Here is a 21287-nt window from a genome sequence, read left to right as displayed (position 1 = left end):
ATGACACAAATCACACGTCCGAAACTACGCTTTCTGGGTGCCGCCGGGACCGTGACGGGATCGCGTTATCTGATCGAGGCCATGGGACGGCGCATTCTCGTGGATTGCGGCCTGTTCCAGGGGTTCAAGAACCTGCGAGAACGCAACCGCAAAACGTTTCCCGTGCGTCCGAACACGATCGACACTGTGCTGCTCACACATGCACATCTCGACCATTCGGGATACCTGCCGGCGCTGATCCGGGCGGGGTTCGGCGGCCGGGTCCACTGCACCGAGGGGACAGCAGACCTTTGCGGGCTTATCCTGCCCGACAGCGGACACATTCAGGAAGAAGAGGCGCACTTTGCCGCCCGGAGGGGGTTTTCCAAACACAAGAACCCCAAACCGCTCTATACGCTCAAGGATGCAGAGGCGGCGCTGGAACGCCTTCGGCCGCATGGCTTCGATCAGAGGATCGACCTCGGCGACGGGGTCGCCGCCCGTTTCATCCCGGCCGGGCACCTTCTGGGCGCCGCCCAGATCCGTTTCGAGATCGGCGACAGGGTCGTCCATTTCAGCGGCGATCTGGGCCATGATCCCGATCCGCTGATGCGGCCGCCGAAACCGTTCGGTGGAGCCGATGTGCTGGTCTGCGAATCCACCTACGGCAATCGCTCCCATCCCGATACCGACCCCGAGGCCGAACTGGCCCCAGTCCTGAAGCGCACGTTTGCCCGTGGCGGCACGGTACTGATCCCGTCATTTGCGGTCGGACGGGCGCAGGGGGTGATGCTGCATATCGCGCGGCTCATGGCGCGGGGGGACATTCCCTATGTACCGGTGTTCCTCAACAGCCCGATGGCCGTGGATGCGACCGATATCTATCACCGCCACCACGCAGAGCATCACGTCAGCCGCGAAGACTGCGTCGCGATGTTCGAGATTGCCAAGCGCGTCAACACGGTCGAGCAATCGAAGGATCTGAACACGCGCCAGGGCCCGATGATCATCGTCTCCGCCAGCGGAATGCTGACCGGCGGGCGCATCCTGCACCATCTGGCAAGCTTTGGCGGCGACAGGCGGAACACGATCCTGCTGTCCGGCTTTCAGGCCGGCGGAACACGTGGCGCGGTGCTGGCCGATGGCGCGCGAACCTTGCGCATGTTCGGACGAGAGTTCCCGATCGAGGCCGAAGTGGTTCAGCTCCAGTCCTTTTCCGGGCATGCCGATGCCGACGAAATCCTGCGCTGGATGTCCGCCGGTCCCGCACCCACGATGACCTATCTGACCCACGGGGAACCTTCGGCTGCGGACACCCTGAGATTTCGCGTCAAACACGAGCTTGGACGATCCGTGCGCGTCCCGGAGCACCTCGAATCCGTCTATCTGGACCGGCCGCGATGACCGATACGCTTGCTCTTGTCCCCGCCGGGATCGACACCTACCGGCAACCGGTCGTCTATATGAACGAAGACTGCCACATCTGTCGCTCCGAGGGGTTCGCGGCCCAGACCCGTGTGCGGATCGACCTGGAGGACCGTTGGATCATCGCAACCCTGAATGTCGTTGGCCGCGGAGCGTGGCTTGACGTGGATCAGGCGGCGCTGTCCGCCTCGGCTTGGGCGGCGCTTGGTGCGCGAGCAGGGGACAAGGGAGCGTTTTCTCATCCCGAACCGCCCGTTTCCGCGTCGATGATCCGGTCGAAAGCCTATGGCGACAGGCTGGATCAGGCTGGGTTCGCGGCAATCGTGAGCGACACGCTCGACAGCCGGCTGTCCGATCTCGAGCTTGCCGCTTTCGTCACCGCCTGTGCGGGTGAGCGGCTGGATGAGCCCGAGACCGTGGCACTGACCCGCGCCATGCAGGGCGCCGGGCAGACGCTCGACTGGGGAGGGCGGACCATTCTCGACAAGCATTGCGTCGGCGGTTTGCCGGGCAATCGAACGACGCCGATCGTGGTTGCTATCATCGCCGCAGCGGGGCACCTGATTCCCAAGACGTCCAGCCGTGCGATCACGTCGCCGGCAGGGACGGCCGACACGATGGAGGCCATGGCACCCGTTGCGCTCGACGCCGCCGCGCTGCGCAGGGTAGTCGAAGCAGAAGGCGGGTGCATCGTCTGGGGTGGCGGGCTCGCCCTCAGCCCCGCCGACGATCATTTCATTCGTGTCGAACGCCCGCTTGATTTCGACTCGACCGGTCAGTTGGTGGCAAGCGTACTGTCGAAGAAGGCCGCGGCGGGTGCCACGCATGTCCTGATCGACATGCCGGTCGGACCCACGGCCAAGGTGCGCTCTGAGAAGGCTGCCGAGGCACTCGGCGTCCGTGTGTCAGCGGTCAGCAATGCGTTGGGTCTGAACCTGGCGCTGCATATCAGCGACGGCATCGCTCCGGTCGGGCGCGGCATCGGCCCGACGCTGGAAGCCATCGACGTGCTGGCGGTCCTGCGACGCGCGCCCGATGCGCCTGCGGACCTGCGCGAAAGGGCGCTGGATCTGGCCGGGCATCTTCTGGACCTCGCTCCCGACGGCGTGGCGGGGCAGGGACGAGACCGGGCCCGGGCTCTGCTGGATAGCGGCGCGGCTGAGGCCAGGTTCATGGCGATCTGTGAGGCGCAGGGCGGGTTCCGGGAACCCGGAACGGCGGCGCAGCGGATCGAGATACACGCCCCCCACGCGGGCCTTTTGACATCCGTGGATAACCGCCGGATCGCCCGCATCGCCAAGCTGGCAGGCGCGCCGCGTCAGAAATGCGCAGGCATTCGCTTGCTGGTGCGGTTGGGCGACCGGGTGGACGAGGGCCAGCCGCTCTATGAACTCCATGCCGAGACAGCGGGCGAACTGGCCTATGCCCTGGCCTATGCCGAATCCCAAACCGGGGTTCTCACGCTGTCCGAGGAGGGCCCATGATCCTCATACCGTTTCCCGAAATGAAGCTACTGACCGAAACTCTGGCACTCGCGATGGGGGCGGAATTGCGCACGCTCGACTGGCACCATTTCCCCGATGGCGAAAGCCTGATGACCTTGCCGGGCGATCTGGACGGGGCCGACGTGGCGCTCCTGGCGACATTACGCAATCCAGACCATCATGCGCTGCCGTTGCGCTTCGCCGCGGCGACGGCCCGCGAGATGGGCGCGCGCCGCGTCGGATTGATCGCACCCTATCTCGGTTACATGCGGCAGGACAGCCGTTTCGAGGCTGGGCAGGCGGTCAGCGCGCGGCTTTTCGCGCACTTCCTGGGTGAAAGTTTCGACTGGCTGGTGACGGTCGATCCGCATCTGCACCGGATCGCTCGGCTGGAGGAGGTTTTCCCGATCCCAGCGGTGCGCGCCGTTTCCGCCCCACTGCTTGCAAACTGGATCAAGACTAACCTGCCCGACGCTGTTCTTTTGGGCCCCGATAGCGAAAGCCAGCAATGGGTGGCCGAGGTGGCCCGGCTGGCCGGACGGCCCTATGAAGTGCTGCGCAAGGTCCGGACCGGCGACCGTCAGGTCGAGGTCAGCGTGCCGGAAAGTGCCGTGTTGCGCGATGGCACGCCCGTGATCCTGGACGATATCGCCTCTTCGGGACGGACCTTGGTGCGCACCATTGAACGGCTCGTTGCGGCGGGCAGCCGCGCGCCGGTGTGCCTCGTGATCCACGCGGTTTTCGCCGGTTCCGCACATGATGACATTCTGGCAGCCGGTGCCGCAAGGATCATCACCACCGACACCATACCGCATCCATCGAATGCGATCGGAATCGCCGACGTTCTGGCTGAAGCATTCGGGTCGCTTGGGGTGCGAGCGGGCACAAGCATCGACTAGAGAAGCAGGGAAATCAGGATGTCCGAAAACCACAACAGGCACTTGGAGACGCCGGCCGCCGGGCAAGTGCGGACAAGGGATCGGGCCGCTCTCTATCGTGGCAACGAACCGGCCTTTGCGGATTGGGTGCTTGGCGCGGGTCTTGCGGCCCATGACGACCTGACACAGGTGCGGGTCCACGACATGGTCGATATTCTCGAGCGTCGCGGGCGAGTGCGCGACAGGGCCGAAGCCTGGCGTATCCTCGCCGCAGCAGATCGCATCACGAAGGCGGCAATGTGGCTCGTGGTGCATATGACCTATGCGCGAAACGTGCGCACGGACGGGACACCGCTTGACGCCGAGGATTTCAAAGCCGGTCCCGATGGTCATACCGGCGGGTCGCTCAACATGGTTCCAGCCTATGTCGGCTATCTGGCTGCAAACGCGCTTGGCGGCATGACACGATCCTGGCTGATGGGACAGGGGCATTGCGTTGCCGCGATCGACGCGGTGAACCTCATCGTCAACAACATGTCGTCCGAACAGGAGAACCGATACTCGTTTTCCGATCCCGGCCTGACGCGCTTCGTTCGGGATTTCTATTCCTACGAGATCACCGCCGAGGGACGCCCCGCATCTGCGCTCGGCAGCCATGTGAACGCGCATACCGCCGGCGGTCTCATCGAAGGCGGCTATCTCGGCTTTGCCGGACTGCTCTACGGGCACATGCCTCAGCCCGGTGAACATCTTGTGGCGTTCATGAGTGACGGTGCTTTCGAAGAACAGCGCGGAAGCGACTGGGCACCGCGCTGGTGGCGTTCGAAAGACACCGGGCCGGTCGCCCCGATCATGATCGCGAACGGTCGACGGATCGACCAGCGCACGACAATGGCGCAATCCGGCGGCGTGGACTGGTTCCGTCGGCACCTGCGGCTGAACGGTTTCGATCCGATCGATCTGGACGGGCGCGATCCGGCAGCCTTCGCTTGGGCGATCTTTGAGATCGAGGAACGTCTCGCCGCCGAAGCCCTGGCCGTTCGGGAAAAGGACGAAGCACCTGCGATCCGTCTACACTACGGCATCGCGGAGACGGTCAAAGGTTTCGGATTTCCCGGCGCCGGCACGAACCGTGCGCATAACCTGCCGCTCGAGGGCAATCCGCGAACCGACGCGGCCGCCCGCCGTGACTTCAACGAAGGTGCCGCGAACCTCTGGGTGCCGCCAAAAGACCTGTCGGATGCGGTGCTTGCGCTCAACAACCATGACGCCTCGGGACGTCCCAAGGAGCGGGCCCATCCCCTGATCTCGCGCCCGGCGGTGACGCCCAGCCTGCCCGAACCGCCGTGGCACGCCTCTGAGGGTCGCAGAAACGTCTCGCCGATGGAAGGTCTCGACCAATACTTCGAAGCGCTTGTCCTCGCCAATCCCGGCCTGCGCGCCCGCGTCGGCAACCCTGATGAAATGCGCAGCAACAGGATGAACGCGACCCTAGATCTGCTGAAGCATCGTGTGACCGCCCCCGAGCCCGGGATGCCGGAATCCGAGACCGGTGGCGTGATAACAGCCCTTAACGAAGAAGCCGTCATATGCGCCGTTCTGGGAAACAAGAGCGGTCTCAATCTGGCAGTCTCCTACGAAGCCTTCGCCACGAAAATGCTTGGCGCTTTGCGCCAGGATTTGATCTTCACGCGGCAATTGATCGCCGCAGGTCGCCAACCCTATTGGCTTGGCCTGCCGGTTGTCCTCACCTCGCATACGTGGGAAAATGGCAAGAACGAGCTGTCGCATCAGGACACGACCGCCGCCGAAACGATGTGGGCGGAGATGTCCGATCTCTCTCGCGTCGTGTTTCCTGTGGACTGGAACAGTGCCGTCGCATGCCTGCGGGATGTCTTTCGATCACACGGGGCGATCTGGACGATGGTGGTTCCCAAGCGCGAAGTTCCAGACGTGCTATCTCCCGAACTGGCGCAACGGGCGCTGGCCGACGGCGCGGTCTGCCTGCGCGATGTCGGTGGCGATGACCCGGAATTGATCTTGGTCGCCATTGGCGCTTACCAACTGGCCGAAACTCTCACGGCGTCGGATCGCCTGAAAGAAAAGAGCGTGCGGCACCGTGTCATCGTGATGGTCGAGCCGGGACGGTTCCGCAGCACCCGCGACGATCATGAGGCGAAGATGACCGCCTCCGACGCGACGCTCGAAATATTCTTTCCCGAAACGGCAGGCGCCCGGGTTTTTGTCGCGCATACCAGGCCGGAGCCGCTCTGCGGTCTCCTCCGCCGCCTTGATACCGGATTGCGGAAGTCGAAATTCCTCGGGTTTTGCGGTCGCGGCGGTACACTCGATACCAACGGGATGCTGTTCGCCAACCGATCAAGCTGGGCGCATGTTCTTGCGGCTGCGGCGGATGTCACGGGGCGGCGGGCGCTTGATTTTCTGACAGAAGCCGAATTCGATGCGGTTCAGGGACGTCGCGCGCCCGCAGGAGTTCTTTTCAAGGGACATGACGTATGACGCGAAAAAAGACTGGCCATAACCTTGCAGAAACTGCGCGAATGGCTCCGACGCGTGGGGGCTGGTTTCATGTCCCCTCGATCCACAACTGACTACGGGAATGTGTTATGACAAGACATCACGAAAAACATTTGGATAATGACAATCCGCCGAGGCCGCCCTCGTTCTGGAAATCACGCGCGGGCATCTACCTGATCTTTGCGCTCATCCTTGGTGGACTACTGCTGGGTTACGAGCATCGGGTGCACATTCTGGGCAGCGGGTTGCTGATCTGGCTCCCTTTGCTGCTTTGTGTTGGCATGCATTTCTTCATGCATGGCGGTCATGGTGGCCACGGCGGACATGGCGGCCGCGGATCGGGTGATGACAAATGACGAGCGACCCGGGATCGTCATACGGGCTTTGGCTGCTCGTGTTCATCAATTCGGCGGTCTTCATTCTGTTCGCGTTCAGTTTCTTCAAGCCACAGACATCGCGTGACTGGCGCAGCTTCGGCGCATTCAGTGCTTTCATCGTGGCACTTTTTGTCGAGATGTACGGGTTTCCGCTGACGATCTTTTTCCTGTCGGGTTGGCTCCAATCCAACTGGCCGGGGATTGACTGGTTCGCCCATGACAGCGGGCACCTTCTGGAAATGATGTTCGGCTGGGAAGCGAACCCGCATTTCGGGCCGTTCCATTTCCTCAGCTTTGCATTCATCGGTGGGGGCTTCTGGCTGATCTCGGTGGCCTGGCACCATCTCTGGGCAGCACAGCGGGCCGGGCGACTGGCGGTCACGGGTCCCTACGCCCGGATACGGCATCCGCAATATGTGGGGTTCGTTCTCATCATGGCAGGGTTCCTCGTGCAATGGCCGACAATCCTCACGCTTGCAATGTTCCCGGTTCTGGTCTGGATGTATGCGCGACTTGCCAAGAGCGAGGAGGCCGACAGTCGGGCCCGGTTTGGCGAGGCATGGGAGAGATATGCAGAGAATGTTCCGGCGTTTCTGCCTCGATTCCGGGAAGTTGCCGCGCAATGAACGCAAGCGTTCTGTTCCGTTTTTTGCAGAGCGCAAGCTGGCTATCGGGAAACCGGAGCGGCGTCAGTTTTTCCCGACGATCGAGCGCTCGCCTGCGAATTGATCGAAGATTGAGTTTGATATCGGAAATGCAAGACGGATTTGCGATTTAGAAGCGCCGAGACCAAGAGGGTGAACGGAGTGAGCAATCTGGTGATCCTCGGAGGATCCGGTGATGTCGGGTCGCGGCTTGTTCGCCTCCTTTCCGACCATCAGGAATGGAAGGTTTGGGCGGTTTCCAGGCGAAACCGTGCGGTTGAAACGGCGCATGAAAACGTGGTTTACACAGCCCTCGACGTGGCGCGCCCCGACGCGGCCCATTCACTTCCCGACGACGCCATGGTCGTAAATCTGACCGAAGCGACACCGCCGGGGCTGGTCGCTGAAATTCTCGCAAGAGGCGGTACGGTGCTCGATACATCGGCGACGCCGAGCTATGTCCACGCCCTGATCCGGGCGGCGGACGGGAAAAACGGGTGTCTTGTGACGGGTGTTGGAACTGCTCCGGGTCTCAGCACATTGATGGCGGCAGCTCTGGCAAGCGACAAACGGGTAGAGACGCTGCGTATCGGAGTCGAGCTTGGCATGGGCCGTCACTATGGGAAGGCAGCGTCTGAGTGGTTCTTTCGGACGCTTGGACAGCCTTATGACGACCCGGTGACGGGCCGGTCTGTATTTCCTGGCACGCACCCCTGGTGGTTCAGTTTCGCACAGAACGAGGCGCCGAGACTGGCGCTCGATGTGGCGTTTCCCGATGAGGGAATTCATCCTGGCGGACGCGAAGTCCGTGTTCACCATTACCTGGCCGTCGATCCGCCATTTGTCACACGCCTGTTTGCAGTGGCACAACGGCTTTGGCTCGGACGCTGGATGTCAGAGCATTCCCGGCGATTGACAAAGCTTTCAGAGTGGCTGCCGCAATTCGGGCAATTAAGAACACGGATCGCGGCGGTTGCGTTCGATCGCGACGGCAAAGAGATTGCCGCGAACCTGTTCGAAGGTGGCGATCAGGCTGATTTGACGGCTGCGATGATATTGGTGACACTTGATGCAATGCGGTTCGGCGATGCGCGACAGGCAGGGGCCAATTCGATTGTTGACCACCTTGATCTGGAGCAGGCGCTGAGCTGTCTGCGTCGCCACTTGGCAGGCGGAGCGGCCATACACACGAACGCTTGGCAAAGGCCAAATTAAGAAACGGGAAAGACGGGGCAAATCATGAATCACGAGCACGGCCACGGCGGCGACGGCTACAAGAAGAACTCCATCACTTTGGGCGGCGCGGTTGCCATGGGCACGGGCGTGATGATCGGGGCAGGGATCTTTGCCCTGACAGGGCAGATCGCCGAGCTGGCCGGGCCGCTTTTTCCCATTGCCTTCATCATAGGCGCGATCGTCACCGGGTTCAGTTCCTATAGCTATATCAAGATGTCGAATGCGTGGCCTTCGGCCGGGGGGATCGGGATGATCCTCCAAAAATGCTACGGACCGGGGGCCGTTGCGGCAGGTGCGGCGCTACTAATGGCGCTCAGCATGGTGATCGCGGAAAGCCTCGTCGCTAGGACCTTTGCCACCTATCTTTTGCGCCCTTTTAATATCGAGGGCGGGCCACTTGTGCCCATCCTTGCTGTTGGGGTGATCCTTTTTGCCTTCCTCGTGAACATCGCGGGCAACCGGTCAATCGGGCTGTTCTCGATGGTCATGGCCGCAATCAAGATCGGGGGCATCGCGCTCTTCGGGATCGCAGCCCTGTGGTCGAGCGGGTTTGAATTCGCTGCCGCGTCGCGGGACGCTGTGGATTTCGGCCCGATGGGTTTCGTCGCCTCGGTCGCGCTCGCCATTCTTGCGTTCAAGGGGTTCACTACGATCACCAACAGCGGCGCCGAGATCACCGATCCCAACCGCAACGTAGGCCGCGCGATCATGATTTCGATTGCGCTTTGCGTGGTTGTGTACCTGCTTGTAGCTTTCGGTGTTGGCTCCAGCCTCACCATCGACGGGATCATCGCCGCCAAGGACTATTCTCTGGCCGAGGCAGCGGAACCCGCACTGGGGCAGGTGGGCTTCCTGCTGACGGTTCTTCTGGCGGTCGTCGCAACGGCGTCTGCCGTGCTGGCCAGCGTCTTTGCTGTCTCGCGGATGCTTGCGATGCTGACGGATATGAAGATGATCCCGCATAGCCATTTCGGCATGTCCGGACCGATCCAGCGGCATACACTGGTCTACACGGTGGTGATCGCATCCTTTCTCGCCGTGTTCTTCGATCTGAGCCGCATCGCATCGCTGGGCGCGTTCTTCTACCTTATCATGGACATGGTCGTGCATTGGGGTGTCTGGCGCTTCCGCCGGGCGGAAATCGGCGCCTCTGGCGTCGTCATTCTTGCGGCTCTCGGGTTCGATGCAATTGTTCTCGTCGCGTTCACCGCCATGAAGCTGCAGAGCGATCCAGCCATCGTCGCCTATGCGGCCGTTACGATCGCGGGAGTCTTTCTGTTCGAACGCGCCTACCTGTCGCGCTGGCTGGCGCCGCAAGATGAGCCCGCCCACAGTTGACGGATGTGGCCACGCAATCGGTCCTTGGCGTCCTTTCGCTGTTTTCGGGTCAGCTTGGTCCTGCGATCATCGCCTTTGCAACGGCCGCCGCGATTTTCGACGACCTCGGCGCAGTAATTGTCATCGCATTGTTCTACGGATCGTTCGATCAGCTTTGGCCGCTTTGGATGGTGGTTGGCGGCTTGGCAGGTCTATTTCTACTCAATCGAACCCGAAGGGCATCGCTCGTGCCTTACCTCGCCTTCGGCTGCGTTCTCTGGGCAGGACTTATACTGACCGGTCTCGAAGGAGCGATTGCAGGGGCAATTGTCGGGTTTTCTCTGCCGCTGTCGTCGTTTCCGCCAAGAGCGACAGCGCGCGCTGAGCGGCGCGTTTCGCCATTTGCTCTGTTCTTTGTCGTGCCGATCTTCACCTTCTTCAACGGCGGCGTTATGCTGGATTTTTTTCCCGCCGATCCACAGGCATGGTCCGTGGCCATCGGTATTGCGATGGCGCTGATTGTCGGAAAGCCTTTGGGACTTCTCGCCGGAACACTCCTGGCGCTTCGCCTCGGCATCGGAACACTCCCGCCCGGCACCTCGATGCGGGACGTCATTGGGGTCGCACTGCTGTCCGGTGTCGGTTTCACCATGAGCTTGTTCATCGTCGATGCGACATTTCATGCAACTCCGATCACCGCAACGGCAAAACTCGCCGTTGTGGGCAGTGCAGCTGCCGCCGCATTTCTCGGCATCGTCGCTTTAAGAAAATGTCGATCGGTCGGACCATAGAGAAGGTAAGCGCATTCCTAGTCCTTGGGCTCAACGCAAGGTTCCCAGTCCCACAGACGGTTCATTGTCGCAAACAGGAAGGATGCAGACCAGGCGATCATCAAAAGCCCGTTCAGTGCCTCGACACCGGCGAGAAATCTCAGATGCCCGGTCGGGACGATATCTCCGATCCCGAGCGATGTGTACATGACGGCCGAGAAATACAGATAGTCGAGCAAGTGTGCCATGTCGGGTCCCTCAAAGCCACCGATCCCGAACCACGCCCCCGCAATCCAGAAGCCGCCTGCGAAGAGCCCGATCTGGAATAGATGGGTGATAAACAACAGACTCACGATGGAAAGCACGCGCGTATGTGGCCGCATTGGAACCGATGCCATGCGGCCTGAGCAGAAGCGCAGGGACATCAGATGCAAATAGGCTGTGGCGACGAAGAGTGCGACGGATATGGATATCGAAATTGACAACGGTCATCTCTCTCTTGATTTTGTCGACACGAGAATGGGTTTTGACCCAATGCGTCAAGATAAACTAGGATCAGCCATTTTTGGAGGCTCAGGCTACTGGACGATGTGGGAGGCGATTTTTTGCGCGTTATTGCAGCGCCTGTTGACCGATCCTGCTTCGCGGGAAATCCAATGTCGAAATTGGTCGTTTTCTGGACGTTTCAACAACAGAAACTCTCCAAATTAGCAAAAAGAACGACTCTCAGATCTCAGGGCTTTCACCAAAAATTTACATAAACTTCACTATCGGATATTGAATCTGTAGCGGGGTTTTCCCGGCTCCAAAGCTTGGCAACCGAACCTACCTGGAAATTTCCCCTGCCAACACCGCTTGTCCGTGCACCGCTAAGGTTGCTGAGAACCTCTGACACCCAAACTTGCGGATTACATCCAGTACCCGCGCTTCGTAGGCAGCGTGACCGATCAAACGACACAGGTCGGACGCGTGGAACTGGCGGTTCGCAGTCGGGGCGGCTTGCATCTGTCTCAGCAATTCGCGCTCTTTGGGGTCTGCTACCCGTTTCTGCGATGGTTTCACCTCGGGACGAGGCGTAGTCCCTGGCGAATTCCGCCATCGGCGCATGAAGCCAAGCAGGAAGCCGGCCGGCACCCTGCCGTTGCCTCGGGACCGGTTGAAGGCGAGGAAGCGATCCCAGATGACCTGGGTGTCGATGTTCCAGCAGGGCAACGTGGCCTTCGCTGCTTTGATGAGCTCTGCCCAACTGGTCTGAAAAACGTTCGAACTCGGGGTGATTTCGATCAGCCCTGAGAAGATAGTTTTGTTATTATTTTCTCTAGATAGTGATGTGTCGCCTTCACCTGACACGAGATCATGAGTTTCACTCTCCTCGTCAAAGGCGGAAAACCGAAAAATCCAGGGCGCGAACTTGCCATTCGGCTTTGCCCGCTCGAGCTGCAATTCCGACGTCTCAAGTTCGCTCAAAAGAACCGAAAGATATTGTCGTGAAACACCCATCTTCTCCGCCAGGGCCGAGAGGGTGAAGGCTGCCGTTCCGCGCGACAAACCGTTGTAGCCATCCTTCCAGGCGATGGCATCGAGGATGAGGGTAGCAAGCTTGTGCGCAGCAACAGAGAGATTTGTCTGCGTGATCCGTCGCAGGATCAGGCCGGTCGTAGGTTCCATGGTCGAGGTCTCCTTGGAGATCCGACGCCATGTCGTGAGACAACAACATTCTTGCCAGCAAAACAACTTTGCTGGTTGCAGGTGTTTTGGCGGTGCGCTAGGAAACTCTTGTTCACGGAGTTTTCTAGCACGGCGTCAGGCTTCACGGTCTGGCGTCGTCTCCTTTTCAGGGGTCTTGCACAGCCTCCCGTGCGGGGTTGAGATGACGCGCGCGGCAAAACCGCGCGCAGATTTTGTCAGTAGCGAACTTCTTCAGAACCATAGTTCCCGGCGTGATCACGCCAGTCGACGAAGACGGAGCGGTAAAAGTAGCTGCCACATCCATTCGGGATGCTCAGGCCGGATGCGGCTGGCACCTGGCCCACGGTGGATCTTGTCCATCGGTAGTCGCCCTGCACGCCGTAGGACCCCAATCGCGTCGAGTCGCTGCGATTGCAGTCGCCATCTCGGTTTTCATGCTGGCGGTACTGGATGTGATAAACGCGAATGCTGCGCACGAAATCAAAGGCGTCGCCCGAGATGTCGATGTCGGCTTGTTCATCCGATTGGACGCGGACAAGGGGCATAGGAGTCGATTCCTGCGGTTCGGGCGGATAGCGGAACGTGATGTCATAAAGGCGTTCCATAGGCGACATTGGACTGGGGTCTTTGAACGACACACCCATTGGGCACCGCCAGATTTGTAAGGGCGGCTCGATCGGCCATGGCGTGATCCGCCGAATGAAGACCGCTCTGGCATGCGCGCAGGGAGCAGAGGCAGGCCAACCGCCCGCAAGGCAGAGGAGGATCGCACAATCCACCTGATAGGCCTGAGCCGGAGCTGACGAGGCCATTAGTCCGGATATGCTTATTGCCGTGGCTGTTGCCACGCAGTGGATCACGTGCTTCATGATGCCGACTCCATCTATAATGGTGCAGCGATACGAAACAACATTAATGATGACAAGGAGATTTGATTGAAGATTGCTTGCTAGTCTTGCCTTTGTCGCTCGTCAAATTCTCAAACCTGGCAGCGGACCGCAGTGGAGTTGCGGCCAAAGAACCGGCCAAATTGGCGGACGGGATGCCACTTTATGAGTCGGCAACCTCATGATAGTCTGTGGTTTAGAAGAGGTGATTTATGGCCATCAAAGCGGCCAGAAAGCAGGACAAGTGACAATCCCGGATGATGGAGAAACGGTAGGACTGTTCGAGCCACTCATGGTTTCTGAAGGTGCACCAGCGCGCGCGGGTCTAAACGATCTCGCGCTCGAGCTGGCAGAAAAGTCTGCCGCGTTCCGGAGCGGGTTGCCTTCCTCCGTCTCGGAGGCTTTGGCAGATCTCGTGCGGGCGATGAACTGCTACTACAGTAACCTCATCGAAGGGCACGACACCCATCCCATCGACATCGAACGCGCGATGCAGGGCGACTACAGCGCCGATCCATCGAGGCGAAACCTTCAGCTTGAAGCGAAGGCGCATGTCGCCGTTCAGAAATGGATAGACGAAGATGGCATGGCCGAACCACCAACATCGCCGGTGTCTGTCATCGAACTGCATCGCCGCTTCTGCGAGCTGCTGCCGCCTGAGCTTCTCTTCGTCGAAAATCCGAAGACGGGCGAAAGAATACCCGTCGGGCCCGGCGAGTTGCGGACGCGCTACGTTGAAGTCGGGCGGCACGTTGCCATCAGCCCTGGCGCGGTGCCGCGATTTCTCGAACGTATGCACAAGGCTTACAGCCTCCCCGGCAGGATCGAACCAATCCTTGCTGCGGCTTGCGCGCATCACCGGCTTCTGTGGGTGCACCCTTTCCTCGACGGTAACGGGCGTGTTGCCCGCCTCATGTCTTACGCCATGCTGCGCAGAACGCTCGATACACGCGGCCTCTGGTCTGTGGCGCGCGGGCTTGCACGTGAAGAGGCCGCCTACAAGGAGCACCTGGCCTCCTGCGACGGTCCTCGCCGTGGAGATCGCGACGGGCGTGGGACGCTGAGCGAAGCCGCGCTTGCTTCCTTCGCCGGCTTCTTCCTGCGCACCTGCATTGACCAGGTGGAGTTCATGGAAAGTCTTATGCGACCTGATCGGCTGCGTGACCGTATCCTGATCTGGGCCGAAGAAGAAATCCGCGCCGGGGCGTTGCCTCCAAAATCCGATACCGTGCTGAAAGCCGTCCTCTATCAGGGGCAGATCGAACGAGGGGAGGTCGAGTCCATCCTTGGCACGAGTGATCGCACCGCGCGGCGGGTGACATCTGCGCTACTTGAAGCGGGGGCTTTGTCATCGACCTCGACCCGCGCGCCGCTCAAGCTGGCGTTCCCTGCCAAGTATGCAGGTCGGTGGATGCCCGGGCTGTTTCCCGAAAAAGGCACATGAAGTTAGGCACAATGCGGTGATGCTTGATGGCATCAAGAAAATGGCCGAGCATCTCTATTCGATAGCATTGAGGAACCGGGCATAGTCATCGCTGACCTCCCTCGCCTCAACAAAGGCGCGGGCTCGCTCGGTGTCGAGACAACGGAAGTAGTCCTGCACATCGGCAATGTAGGTCTCGAAATCGCTTCTGATCAGATCGGCGTAGGCACGCATGTCTTCTTGCGACTGAGGCAAGAACGGTCGTTCGGGAGGTACGCAATCTGCTGCCGCGGCTATCGGCATGCTTCCAAGCAGGAACGCGAACAGCAACGGTGCGTTGCGCGCAATAAACAAGCGCAGGGCAAAACTCCTTTGCCGCCTTTAAGATTATCATTCTGTCGGCTATCACCGTTATCGGAGCAAGGCGAACTTCGTCAACACGTTATTATTGTCTTGCTATCATTAATGTTGTTTTGTATCGCTCACGGTGTTGCGACCCCGTGGGCCTGATACTGCACCCAGGCAGAACAAGGACCCAAGGGAAGGCCATGATAGAAGAAGCCCCGAATGTGGTTACAGAAGACGGACTGCGCGGCTTGCTCGCCGAGGGCTACCTCATTGAGGTGGTCTGCAAGGAGAGAGCAGAGAAGCGCCATAACAGTTGGTACGGCTCGTGGGTCATCCGCGCCGTCGCCACTGATGGGCGTGACGATAAGATGCTCGTCACCAGCCGAAGCGTCCTCAAGCTCCGCGACTTCAAAACCATCGTTGGCCTTGTCAGTTTCTTGGCCGACATGGGCTGTACGACCGCTAGCATCCCACTTGAAGAAGGTGGCCGCGAGCGCCACGCCGCGCCTCCGGTCAAAGGCAGCTGACCGCGCAACTGCGCTCGTCGTTGCTTTGGGTACAGGCGTTTGTTCCGCGCCCCCGGCCCTGGCCGACGGTTTCATCTTTTCGGTTGGCCCAGACGGCCAATTGATTTCCACTTCTCAAGAGGCAAACAGGCGCCTTTTTCTCTTCGCAGAACCTCGCGTTCCTGACGCAACGAGCGAGACAGCGATCCCGGCTCGATCCGCCGCCCGCGCCACCCCAGAAATCCTCCATGCGATCGAGACCACGGCTCTGCGGTATGCCGGGCATGGTGCGCTGCGTCGCGCAGGGCTTTCAGTCACTGATTGGGCGCTCCTTTACCGGGCCAATATCGAAGTCGAGAGCGCATACAATCCGGCTGCACGTAGCCCTGTCGGTGCCATAGGCCTTGGCCAGCTTATGCCGGATACCGCCCGCGACCTCGGCGTGGACCCACATGACATTGCGCAGAACCTCGACGGATCAGCCCGCTACTTGCTGATGATGCTCGAGCAGTTCGGCGAGGGCTCTCTGGCCCTTGCGGCGTACAACGCTGGCCCTGAGGCGGTCACACGCCACGGCGGCATCCCCCCTTTTCGAGAAACCCAAGGGCATGTGGCCCGTGTGACTGCCGTGTTTGAGCGGCTCAGAGGAGATCTTTCATGACATCGAGACCTTCGATCGTCGCGCTCGGCGCGATGGCCCTTATCGTGCTGGCCGGCCCCGCTCTGGCCCAAAGCATCGACCTCTCGCCCGTGCAGACGCTGCTGCAGGGCATCGTCGATGCGATCACCGGTCCTTTGGGCATCGTGATCGGCACGCTCGCGCTGATCGGCGTCTTCCTCTCCTGGCTCTTCGGCATCCTCGACTTCCGCCAAGCGCTTTGGGTCGTCGTCGCGATCGCGGGCATCGCCGCGGCGCCCACCATCGTCGCCGCCATCTGGACGACCTGAGAAGCACCCATGTCAGACCAGTCCCGCGTGTTCATCGGCCTTCTCAGGCCGCCCAAGCTGATGGGCTTGCCGATCATGTATGCCATGGTCTGGCTCTTCGGCTCGACGCTTCTGTTCCTCTGGGTGCAGAGCTGGGTGGTGGCCGTCTTCGCGGGGCTGGCCTGGCCGGCGCTTTGGAAGGCCGCGGACTGGGATCCGAACTTCCTTGATGTCCTGGTGATCACCCTGCAGGAAACCCCGCCCACGACGAACCGCAAGCTGCACGGAGGCGACAGCTATGCCCCGTGATGGAATTGCCGATGAGGTTGAGAACGCCATCGATCCGCTGACCGCGCTACCCGCATGGGTCAAGGGCGAGAAGCGGCTCTCAATGATGCTGCCTTATGTGAGCCTCGTGAACGACCGAACGATCCGGACACGCGGCAACGAACTGATGCAGTGCATCCGCCTCGAAGGGGTGAACAGCAGCACGAGCGAGGACGGGCATCTCGACCGGATCGGAGGGTTGCTGGCTTGCATCGTCGCGCAGGTGGGGACGGAGTTCTCCTTCTACCTGCACAAGGTCTCGAAAGCGGTCGATGTGACCCTGCCGCCCATTCCGGGCGAGGGGTTTGCTGCCGCCGTCGACAAACGATGGCACGCGCATCTCGGCCGCGCGGGCTTGCGCGACAAGACGCTGACCCTGACCGTGCTGAAGCGACCTGAGACCGGCAGCCGCTTGCCGTTCGGACTTGGGGCGTCTCGCTCGCGACATGCGGCCGACACCACCCGCCGCTTGCGCAAGCTCGACGAGGTTGTGGGCTTTCTGCTGTCCTCCTTCGATGAGCTGAAGCCCCGCCTGCTGGCCGCAAGCACCGGCGAGCTTCTGGGCTTCCTCGGTTCACTCAACACGGGCGAGGAGCACCCGCTCTTCCCCCGGTCGCGCCTCGGTGTGATCGCCGAGGACGTAGCAAATACCCGCGTCACCTTCCGCGGCACGACCATCGCACTCTCGGACGGTGCCGTCGGCGAAAAGCTCGGGGCGATCTTTGCGGTGAAGAACTACCCTGCCAAGACCGATAGCCTGATGCTCGACGAGTTGAACTTGCCCGTCGACATGGTGGTCACGCACTCTTTTGTGCCGATCAACGCCAACATCATGGCGGGCCGGATCAAGCGGCAGCTGCGGCTAATGCAGGCCGCCAATGACGGAGCCGTCAGTCTCGCCCAGGAACTGGAACTCGCGCAGGACGATCTGGAATCCAAACGCCTGATCTTCGGCGAGCACCACATGACCGTGGCCGTCTATGCCAGCACCCAGACGGCACTTGACGACATCGCAGCCGAGATCCGCAACATCTCCGCCACCTCCGGCATCAACCTGATCTCGGAAGCCTTCGGGGCACGGGCGCATTTCATGGCGCAGCATCCCGGGAACACAGGGGCGCGCAGCCGCAAGGCCGCGATCACGAACCACAACTTCGCCGATCTCGCGACCTTCCACCGCACACCGCTCGGAAAGACCGGGCGGGAAGTCCCTTGGGGCGTGCCGATCACGCTCTTTCCCACACCCGAGCGCAGCGGTTTTCGCTTCAACTTCCACGAACAGGGCGCGCCAGATCGCGAGCCCACAGGTGGGCACACGCTGATCCTCGGCCGTCCCGGCTCCGGCAAATCCGTCCTAGCGGCTTTCCTGATGACCATGGCACGGCGGGCAGGTGCGCGGGTCTTCGTATTCGACTATCGCGCGGGGATGGAGATGGCCGTCCGCGCGCTCGGCGGCAGCTATTCGACCGTGCGGGCGGGGCGCCCCACGGGCCTCAATCCGCTCCAGACCGAGATCGACGTGCGGGGCCAGGCATGGCTTGCTGATTGGCTCGCGAGCCTCTTGGAGCGGCGCGATCGACCGCTGACCCCGGTTCAGACCAACCGACTGCAGGAAGTCGTGCGCCAGAACGCCAGCGCAGGACATGCGGGTCTACGGAACTGGTCGGATTTCGCCTCGCTGCTGGTCTCGACCGATGACGAGGGCGATCTCTTCGAGCGTATGCAGGAATGGACGGCCGAGGGTCGCTACGGCTGGATCTTCGGGGCCAATGCCGAGGACAGTTTCAGCATCGATGGAGACGTCGCGGGCTTTGACCTCACCGGCATCCTCGATTCCGAGAGCGAGCGGGAACGCATGGCGGTCCTGTCCTACCTCTTCCGCCGGGTCGAGCGGGTGATCGAGGACCGCAAGCCCACCATCATCGTCATCGACGAGGCATGGAAAGCCCTCGACAACGCCTACTTCGCAGAGCGGCTCTCAAACTGGCTGGTGACCGCCCGCAAGCAGAACGCCGTCGTCGTGATGATGACCCAATATGCCAGCCAGCTCGAGCGCACGCGCACCGGCAAGACCATCGTGGAAGCGGTGCCGACGCAGGTGCTCTTGCCCAACATTCGTGCTTCCGCCGCTGACTACGCGATGCTCGGCCTGACCGAGAAAGAGCTCGACGTGCTTCTGGGCGTCGGCTCGGCCTCGCGCTTGTACGCGACGACCGTGGTTCCGTCGTGATCGATGCCGATCTCAGCGCGCTCGGCCCGCTCGTGACCATCCTTGGCGGAATGGAGAAGGGCGAAGCGCTTGTCGGCGCCGATTATCGCGAACGTCCTGATTTCTGGAGAGTGACATGACCCGTACCATCATTCGCAGCGTCGTGCTGCTCGGGCTCGGCCTGACCCTGACAGCCTGTGCGCAGCATAACCCCCCGCAAGCCAACTGCTTCAATTTTCGCGAGGCTCCTGCGCAGGCAGGAACCGCCACCGCCACGATCTCGACCATGGGGGCGGAGGTCACGCGCCGCGACACGGCCTGCGATTTCGTCCTCTTGGGGGCGGGCGGCTGAACCAATGCGGACCTGGCTTCCTCTCTCGATGATCGGTTTTGCGCTGGCAGGTCCCACGGCGGGGCCAGCGGTCGCCCAGGGCGTGCCGACCTTCGACCTGCGCCTCTTCGCAGAGCGGCAGGCCATCCTTGAGCAGACCGATCGGGACCTGGCATTGCAGCAGGACCGGCTAAGCCGCGAGGAGGAACTGGCCGAAATCGAGCGCCAGCAACTCGCCTCCCTCGAAGGGCTGATGGATGCCATGTCGCTTGGCGCTGGAGACGTGGCCGGAACCGTGGCGGGGCTCGAGGCGGGGCAGGGGGCGGTAGACGACGTCGAAAGCGCGGCCGCCAGTCTCTATGCGCCCGAGGACACCAATCCAGCGGCAGCGCGGATGTTCGGCGATGCCAGGGAGGGGATCGAGGAGCTGATCATCCGCGCAGCACGCGACACCCATAGTCTGTCCGGGGTCGGCCGCGCAGGTCTTTCGCTCGTGCAATGGCGCTGTCTCTTGCAGGCGCTGATCTGGCAGGAAAGCCGTTTCCAGATCGGGGCACGCTCACCCGTGGGGGCCTTCGGACTTACCCAGATCATGCCCGGTACCGCGGGCGATCTCGGGATCTACCCGGCCTATTACGACGATCCCTATCTGCAGGTCACCGGCGGTGCGCGATACCTCGCACAAATGCTGAACATGTTCGATGGCAACATTATCCATGCGCTCGCCGCCTATAACGCCGGGCCGGGCAATGTGCAGGATTATGGCGGTGTGCCACCCTTCGCGGAAACCCAGCATTATGTCGTGGTGATCCCGCAGCAGTACAACAGCTACCTCGCGGCCGTAGGCGGCATCGATGCGCTCGGCACCATCGACCCTGTGCTCCTCGCCAACGCGAGTTTCAGCCTCTCGGCCCACGGCGCAGGCGTCTATGGCGACTATTCGCTGGTCTCGGTCCGTGCCGCCGCCCTGCGGGTTCAGGACATCATCACCCGCATTGGTGAGACCGAGGATCTCCACGAGGCCATCGCGCTCAACACCTATGCCCGGGCCGAACTGGCCCGACTGGTCGCAATCCGGACCCGGATCAAGGCCGCCCGAACCGAGCCACTCAGCGCCGCGCAGATCGCCTTGGCGGCAGCGCAAGCTGCCGAGCGGCAATACATGGATTTCAGTCAGGAGGATTTGCGTTGAACCTGCGCCTGCCCCGTTCCCTTTTCGCCGGTAGCATTGCTCTCGCGCTCGCCCTCAATGTCACCGGACCTGCCGCGGCACAGGGTGTGCCCACGGTGGACACCCAGAACATTGCCCAGGAAATCCGCCAGCTTCAGCAGATGCTGCAGGATTTCGGGATCCAGACGGATCTTCTGGACAATGCGTTGGAGCAACTGGACATGCTGCAAAGCCAGCTCGATCAGCTGAACGAGATGTATGCCTCGCTCACCGGGCCGCGCAGCATCCTCGGGCTTGCCATGGGCGGGGACCTCGACTCCTTGCTTGAGGCCAACTTCGAAGACATCCCCGGCCTGATCCGAGGCATCCAGGCGGGCGATTGGAGCGCTCTAATAGGGCCCAATGCCGGGCCCATGCGCACGCAGATGGAACTGGCGCTGGCAAGCGCCGGATTCGACAAGGATTCACTCCGCGAGATCGCCACCAGCGGCAATCCGGGCGCCGAAGGCGTGGCCACGCGGGCAACCACAGGTGCTGTGATGTCGGCGGCGGCGCAGAATAGCCACGCAGAGGCGGAACAGTCTCTCGAACGGGTGGAACGTCTGGTCGAGATGATCCCGGACATGGAAGATCTCAAAGCCTCGATGGATCATAACACACGCGTCACGGCGGAACTCGCCATCGCCATGACACGGATGTGGGAGCTGGAAGCGATCCAAACCCTAGGCGCTGGCAATGCAGGCGTGGTTGACGCCGCCACCGTTGCTGAAGAACGCCGCTACATGGACTTCACCTTGCCGGATCTTGAGCCGTGAGTGGGG

General features: G+C 61.4%; 22 protein-coding genes and 1 pseudogene. 19 read left to right on the top strand and 4 right to left on the bottom strand.

Annotated features, from left to right (window positions below; translation table 11 throughout):
• The 9 genes from F3H87_RS20145 to F3H87_RS20105 all read left to right on the top strand — a co-directional run bounded on the left by F3H87_RS20145 (position 1) and on the right by F3H87_RS20105 (position 10669).
• A complete protein-coding gene (locus tag F3H87_RS20145) occupies positions 1-1383 on the top strand; it encodes an MBL fold metallo-hydrolase (protein WP_149789467.1) in 1383 nt (460 codons plus the stop codon).
• A complete protein-coding gene (locus F3H87_RS20140) occupies positions 1380-2888 on the top strand; it encodes a thymidine phosphorylase family protein (RefSeq protein ID WP_043847457.1) in 1509 nt (502 codons plus the stop codon). The genes F3H87_RS20145 and F3H87_RS20140 overlap by 4 nt, the downstream gene beginning before the upstream one ends.
• Complete coding sequence (locus F3H87_RS20135; protein ID WP_043847455.1) at positions 2885-3787, top strand: ribose-phosphate diphosphokinase; 903 nt, start codon at positions 2885-2887, stop codon at positions 3785-3787. The genes F3H87_RS20140 and F3H87_RS20135 overlap by 4 nt, the downstream gene beginning before the upstream one ends.
• A gap of 18 nt (positions 3788-3805) precedes the next feature.
• Positions 3806-6286, top strand: a complete 2481-nt coding sequence (locus F3H87_RS20130) for a phosphoketolase family protein (protein ID WP_149789466.1) — start codon at positions 3806-3808, stop codon at positions 6284-6286.
• A gap of 107 nt (positions 6287-6393) precedes the next feature.
• Positions 6394-6660 carry a DUF2933 domain-containing protein gene (locus F3H87_RS20125; protein WP_081749914.1) on the top strand — a complete coding sequence of 89 codons (267 nt, stop codon included), beginning with the start codon at positions 6394-6396 and terminating at the stop codon, positions 6658-6660.
• Entirely contained in the window at positions 6657-7307 is a 651-nt protein-coding gene (locus tag F3H87_RS20120; protein ID WP_017467753.1) for a methyltransferase family protein, read from the top strand. Before F3H87_RS20125 ends, F3H87_RS20120 begins: the two co-directional genes overlap by 4 nt.
• Positions 7308-7487: 180 nt before the next feature.
• Entirely contained in the window at positions 7488-8540 is a 1053-nt protein-coding gene (locus tag F3H87_RS20115; RefSeq protein WP_188129272.1) for an NAD-dependent epimerase/dehydratase family protein, read from the top strand.
• Between the two features lie 24 nt (positions 8541-8564).
• Complete coding sequence (locus F3H87_RS20110; RefSeq protein WP_149789464.1) at positions 8565-9899, top strand: APC family permease; 1335 nt, start codon at positions 8565-8567, stop codon at positions 9897-9899.
• 5 nt (positions 9900-9904) lie between these two features.
• Entirely contained in the window at positions 9905-10669 is a 765-nt protein-coding gene (locus F3H87_RS20105; protein ID WP_223228156.1) for a Na+/H+ antiporter NhaA, read from the top strand.
• 17 nt (positions 10670-10686) lie between these two features.
• Here F3H87_RS20105 and F3H87_RS20100 read toward each other — a convergent pair whose 3' ends face one another.
• Positions 10687-11073, bottom strand: a complete 387-nt coding sequence (locus F3H87_RS20100; protein ID WP_223228151.1) for an ion channel — start codon at positions 11071-11073, stop codon at positions 10687-10689.
• Between the two features lie 40 nt (positions 11074-11113).
• Here F3H87_RS20100 and F3H87_RS20095 point away from each other — a divergent pair, with 40 nt between their 5' ends.
• On the top strand, positions 11114-11359 hold the full coding sequence (locus F3H87_RS20095; protein ID WP_149789462.1) for a hypothetical protein: 246 nt from the start codon (positions 11114-11116) through the stop codon (positions 11357-11359).
• Positions 11360-11473: 114 nt separating this feature from the next.
• On the opposite strand, the gene F3H87_RS20090 is transcribed toward F3H87_RS20095, so the two are convergent.
• Together F3H87_RS20090 and F3H87_RS20085 are read right to left on the bottom strand one after the other, a co-directional pair.
• Positions 11474-12316 carry a hypothetical protein gene (locus tag F3H87_RS20090; protein ID WP_149789461.1) on the bottom strand — a complete coding sequence of 281 codons (843 nt, stop codon included), beginning with the start codon at positions 12314-12316 and terminating at the stop codon, positions 11474-11476.
• Between the two features lie 236 nt (positions 12317-12552).
• Positions 12553-13206: a hypothetical protein gene (locus tag F3H87_RS20085; protein ID WP_223228150.1), complete on the bottom strand. Its 654-nt coding sequence runs from the start codon at positions 13204-13206 to the stop codon at positions 12553-12555.
• Positions 13207-13405: 199 nt separating this feature from the next.
• Here F3H87_RS20085 and F3H87_RS20080 point away from each other — a divergent pair, with 199 nt between their 5' ends.
• Positions 13406-14668, top strand: coding sequence for a Fic family protein (locus F3H87_RS20080; protein WP_149789460.1), 1263 nt, complete (start codon positions 13406-13408; stop codon positions 14666-14668).
• A 54-nt stretch (positions 14669-14722) separates the two neighbouring features.
• Here the strand turns inward: F3H87_RS20080 and F3H87_RS20075 are convergent, their stop codons facing one another.
• Positions 14723-15001 carry a hypothetical protein gene (locus F3H87_RS20075; RefSeq protein WP_394852177.1) on the bottom strand — a complete coding sequence of 93 codons (279 nt, stop codon included), beginning with the start codon at positions 14999-15001 and terminating at the stop codon, positions 14723-14725.
• Between the two features lie 194 nt (positions 15002-15195).
• Here F3H87_RS20075 and F3H87_RS20070 point away from each other — a divergent pair, with 194 nt between their 5' ends.
• From F3H87_RS20070 to F3H87_RS20035, 8 genes and pseudogenes are all read left to right on the top strand, one after another.
• A complete protein-coding gene (locus F3H87_RS20070; RefSeq protein WP_010138156.1) occupies positions 15196-15522 on the top strand; it encodes a hypothetical protein in 327 nt (108 codons plus the stop codon).
• Positions 15479-16162, top strand: coding sequence for a lytic transglycosylase domain-containing protein (locus tag F3H87_RS20065; RefSeq protein WP_149789502.1), 684 nt, complete (start codon positions 15479-15481; stop codon positions 16160-16162). Before F3H87_RS20070 ends, F3H87_RS20065 begins: the two co-directional genes overlap by 44 nt.
• Complete coding sequence (locus tag F3H87_RS20060) at positions 16159-16449, top strand: TrbC/VirB2 family protein (protein WP_054540759.1); 291 nt, start codon at positions 16159-16161, stop codon at positions 16447-16449. The genes F3H87_RS20065 and F3H87_RS20060 overlap by 4 nt, the downstream gene beginning before the upstream one ends.
• A 9-nt stretch (positions 16450-16458) precedes the next feature.
• Positions 16459-16737: a type IV secretion system protein VirB3 gene (locus tag F3H87_RS20055; protein WP_018065947.1), complete on the top strand. Its 279-nt coding sequence runs from the start codon at positions 16459-16461 to the stop codon at positions 16735-16737.
• Positions 16727-19104, top strand: a pseudogene (locus tag F3H87_RS20050) (VirB4 family type IV secretion/conjugal transfer ATPase). Before F3H87_RS20055 ends, F3H87_RS20050 begins: the two are co-directional and overlap by 11 nt.
• Positions 19101-19316, top strand: a complete 216-nt coding sequence (locus F3H87_RS20045) for a hypothetical protein (protein WP_028095514.1) — start codon at positions 19101-19103, stop codon at positions 19314-19316. Before F3H87_RS20050 ends, F3H87_RS20045 begins: the two are co-directional and overlap by 4 nt.
• Positions 19317-19320: 4 nt before the next feature.
• Positions 19321-20487 carry a lytic transglycosylase domain-containing protein gene (locus tag F3H87_RS20040; RefSeq protein WP_149789459.1) on the top strand — a complete coding sequence of 389 codons (1167 nt, stop codon included), beginning with the start codon at positions 19321-19323 and terminating at the stop codon, positions 20485-20487.
• Positions 20484-21281 carry a type IV secretion system protein gene (locus F3H87_RS20035; RefSeq protein ID WP_149789458.1) on the top strand — a complete coding sequence of 266 codons (798 nt, stop codon included), beginning with the start codon at positions 20484-20486 and terminating at the stop codon, positions 21279-21281. Before F3H87_RS20040 ends, F3H87_RS20035 begins: the two co-directional genes overlap by 4 nt.
• Positions 21282-21287: the final 6 nt, after the last annotated feature.

This window comes from Lutimaribacter pacificus (genome assembly GCF_900142185.1).
Lineage (GTDB): Bacteria > Pseudomonadota > Alphaproteobacteria > Rhodobacterales > Rhodobacteraceae > Lutimaribacter > Lutimaribacter pacificus.
Note: the sequence above shows the minus strand (reverse complement) of the source record. Positions and strands in the feature narration are given on the sequence as shown.

Coding starts and splice junctions, on each gene's coding strand:
- F3H87_RS20145 (WP_149789467.1), top strand. CDS start 1: ATGACACAAATCACACGTCCGAAACTACGCTTTCTGGGTGCCGCCGGG.
- F3H87_RS20140 (WP_043847457.1), top strand. CDS start 1,380: ATGACCGATACGCTTGCTCTTGTCCCCGCCGGGATCGACACCTACCGG.
- F3H87_RS20135 (WP_043847455.1), top strand. CDS start 2,885: ATGATCCTCATACCGTTTCCCGAAATGAAGCTACTGACCGAAACTCTG.
- F3H87_RS20130 (WP_149789466.1), top strand. CDS start 3,806: ATGTCCGAAAACCACAACAGGCACTTGGAGACGCCGGCCGCCGGGCAA.
- F3H87_RS20125 (WP_081749914.1), top strand. CDS start 6,394: ATGACAAGACATCACGAAAAACATTTGGATAATGACAATCCGCCGAGG.
- F3H87_RS20120 (WP_017467753.1), top strand. CDS start 6,657: ATGACGAGCGACCCGGGATCGTCATACGGGCTTTGGCTGCTCGTGTTC.
- F3H87_RS20110 (WP_149789464.1), top strand. CDS start 8,565: ATGAATCACGAGCACGGCCACGGCGGCGACGGCTACAAGAAGAACTCC.
- F3H87_RS20100 (WP_223228151.1), bottom strand. CDS start 11,073: ATGTCCCTGCGCTTCTGCTCAGGCCGCATGGCATCGGTTCCAATGCGG.
- F3H87_RS20095 (WP_149789462.1), top strand. CDS start 11,114: ATGGATATCGAAATTGACAACGGTCATCTCTCTCTTGATTTTGTCGAC.
- F3H87_RS20090 (WP_149789461.1), bottom strand. CDS start 12,316: ATGGAACCTACGACCGGCCTGATCCTGCGACGGATCACGCAGACAAAT.
- F3H87_RS20085 (WP_223228150.1), bottom strand. CDS start 13,206: ATGAAGCACGTGATCCACTGCGTGGCAACAGCCACGGCAATAAGCATA.
- F3H87_RS20080 (WP_149789460.1), top strand. CDS start 13,406: ATGATAGTCTGTGGTTTAGAAGAGGTGATTTATGGCCATCAAAGCGGC.
- F3H87_RS20070 (WP_010138156.1), top strand. CDS start 15,196: ATGATAGAAGAAGCCCCGAATGTGGTTACAGAAGACGGACTGCGCGGC.
- F3H87_RS20060 (WP_054540759.1), top strand. CDS start 16,159: ATGACATCGAGACCTTCGATCGTCGCGCTCGGCGCGATGGCCCTTATC.
- F3H87_RS20055 (WP_018065947.1), top strand. CDS start 16,459: ATGTCAGACCAGTCCCGCGTGTTCATCGGCCTTCTCAGGCCGCCCAAG.
- F3H87_RS20045 (WP_028095514.1), top strand. CDS start 19,101: ATGACCCGTACCATCATTCGCAGCGTCGTGCTGCTCGGGCTCGGCCTG.
- F3H87_RS20040 (WP_149789459.1), top strand. CDS start 19,321: ATGCGGACCTGGCTTCCTCTCTCGATGATCGGTTTTGCGCTGGCAGGT.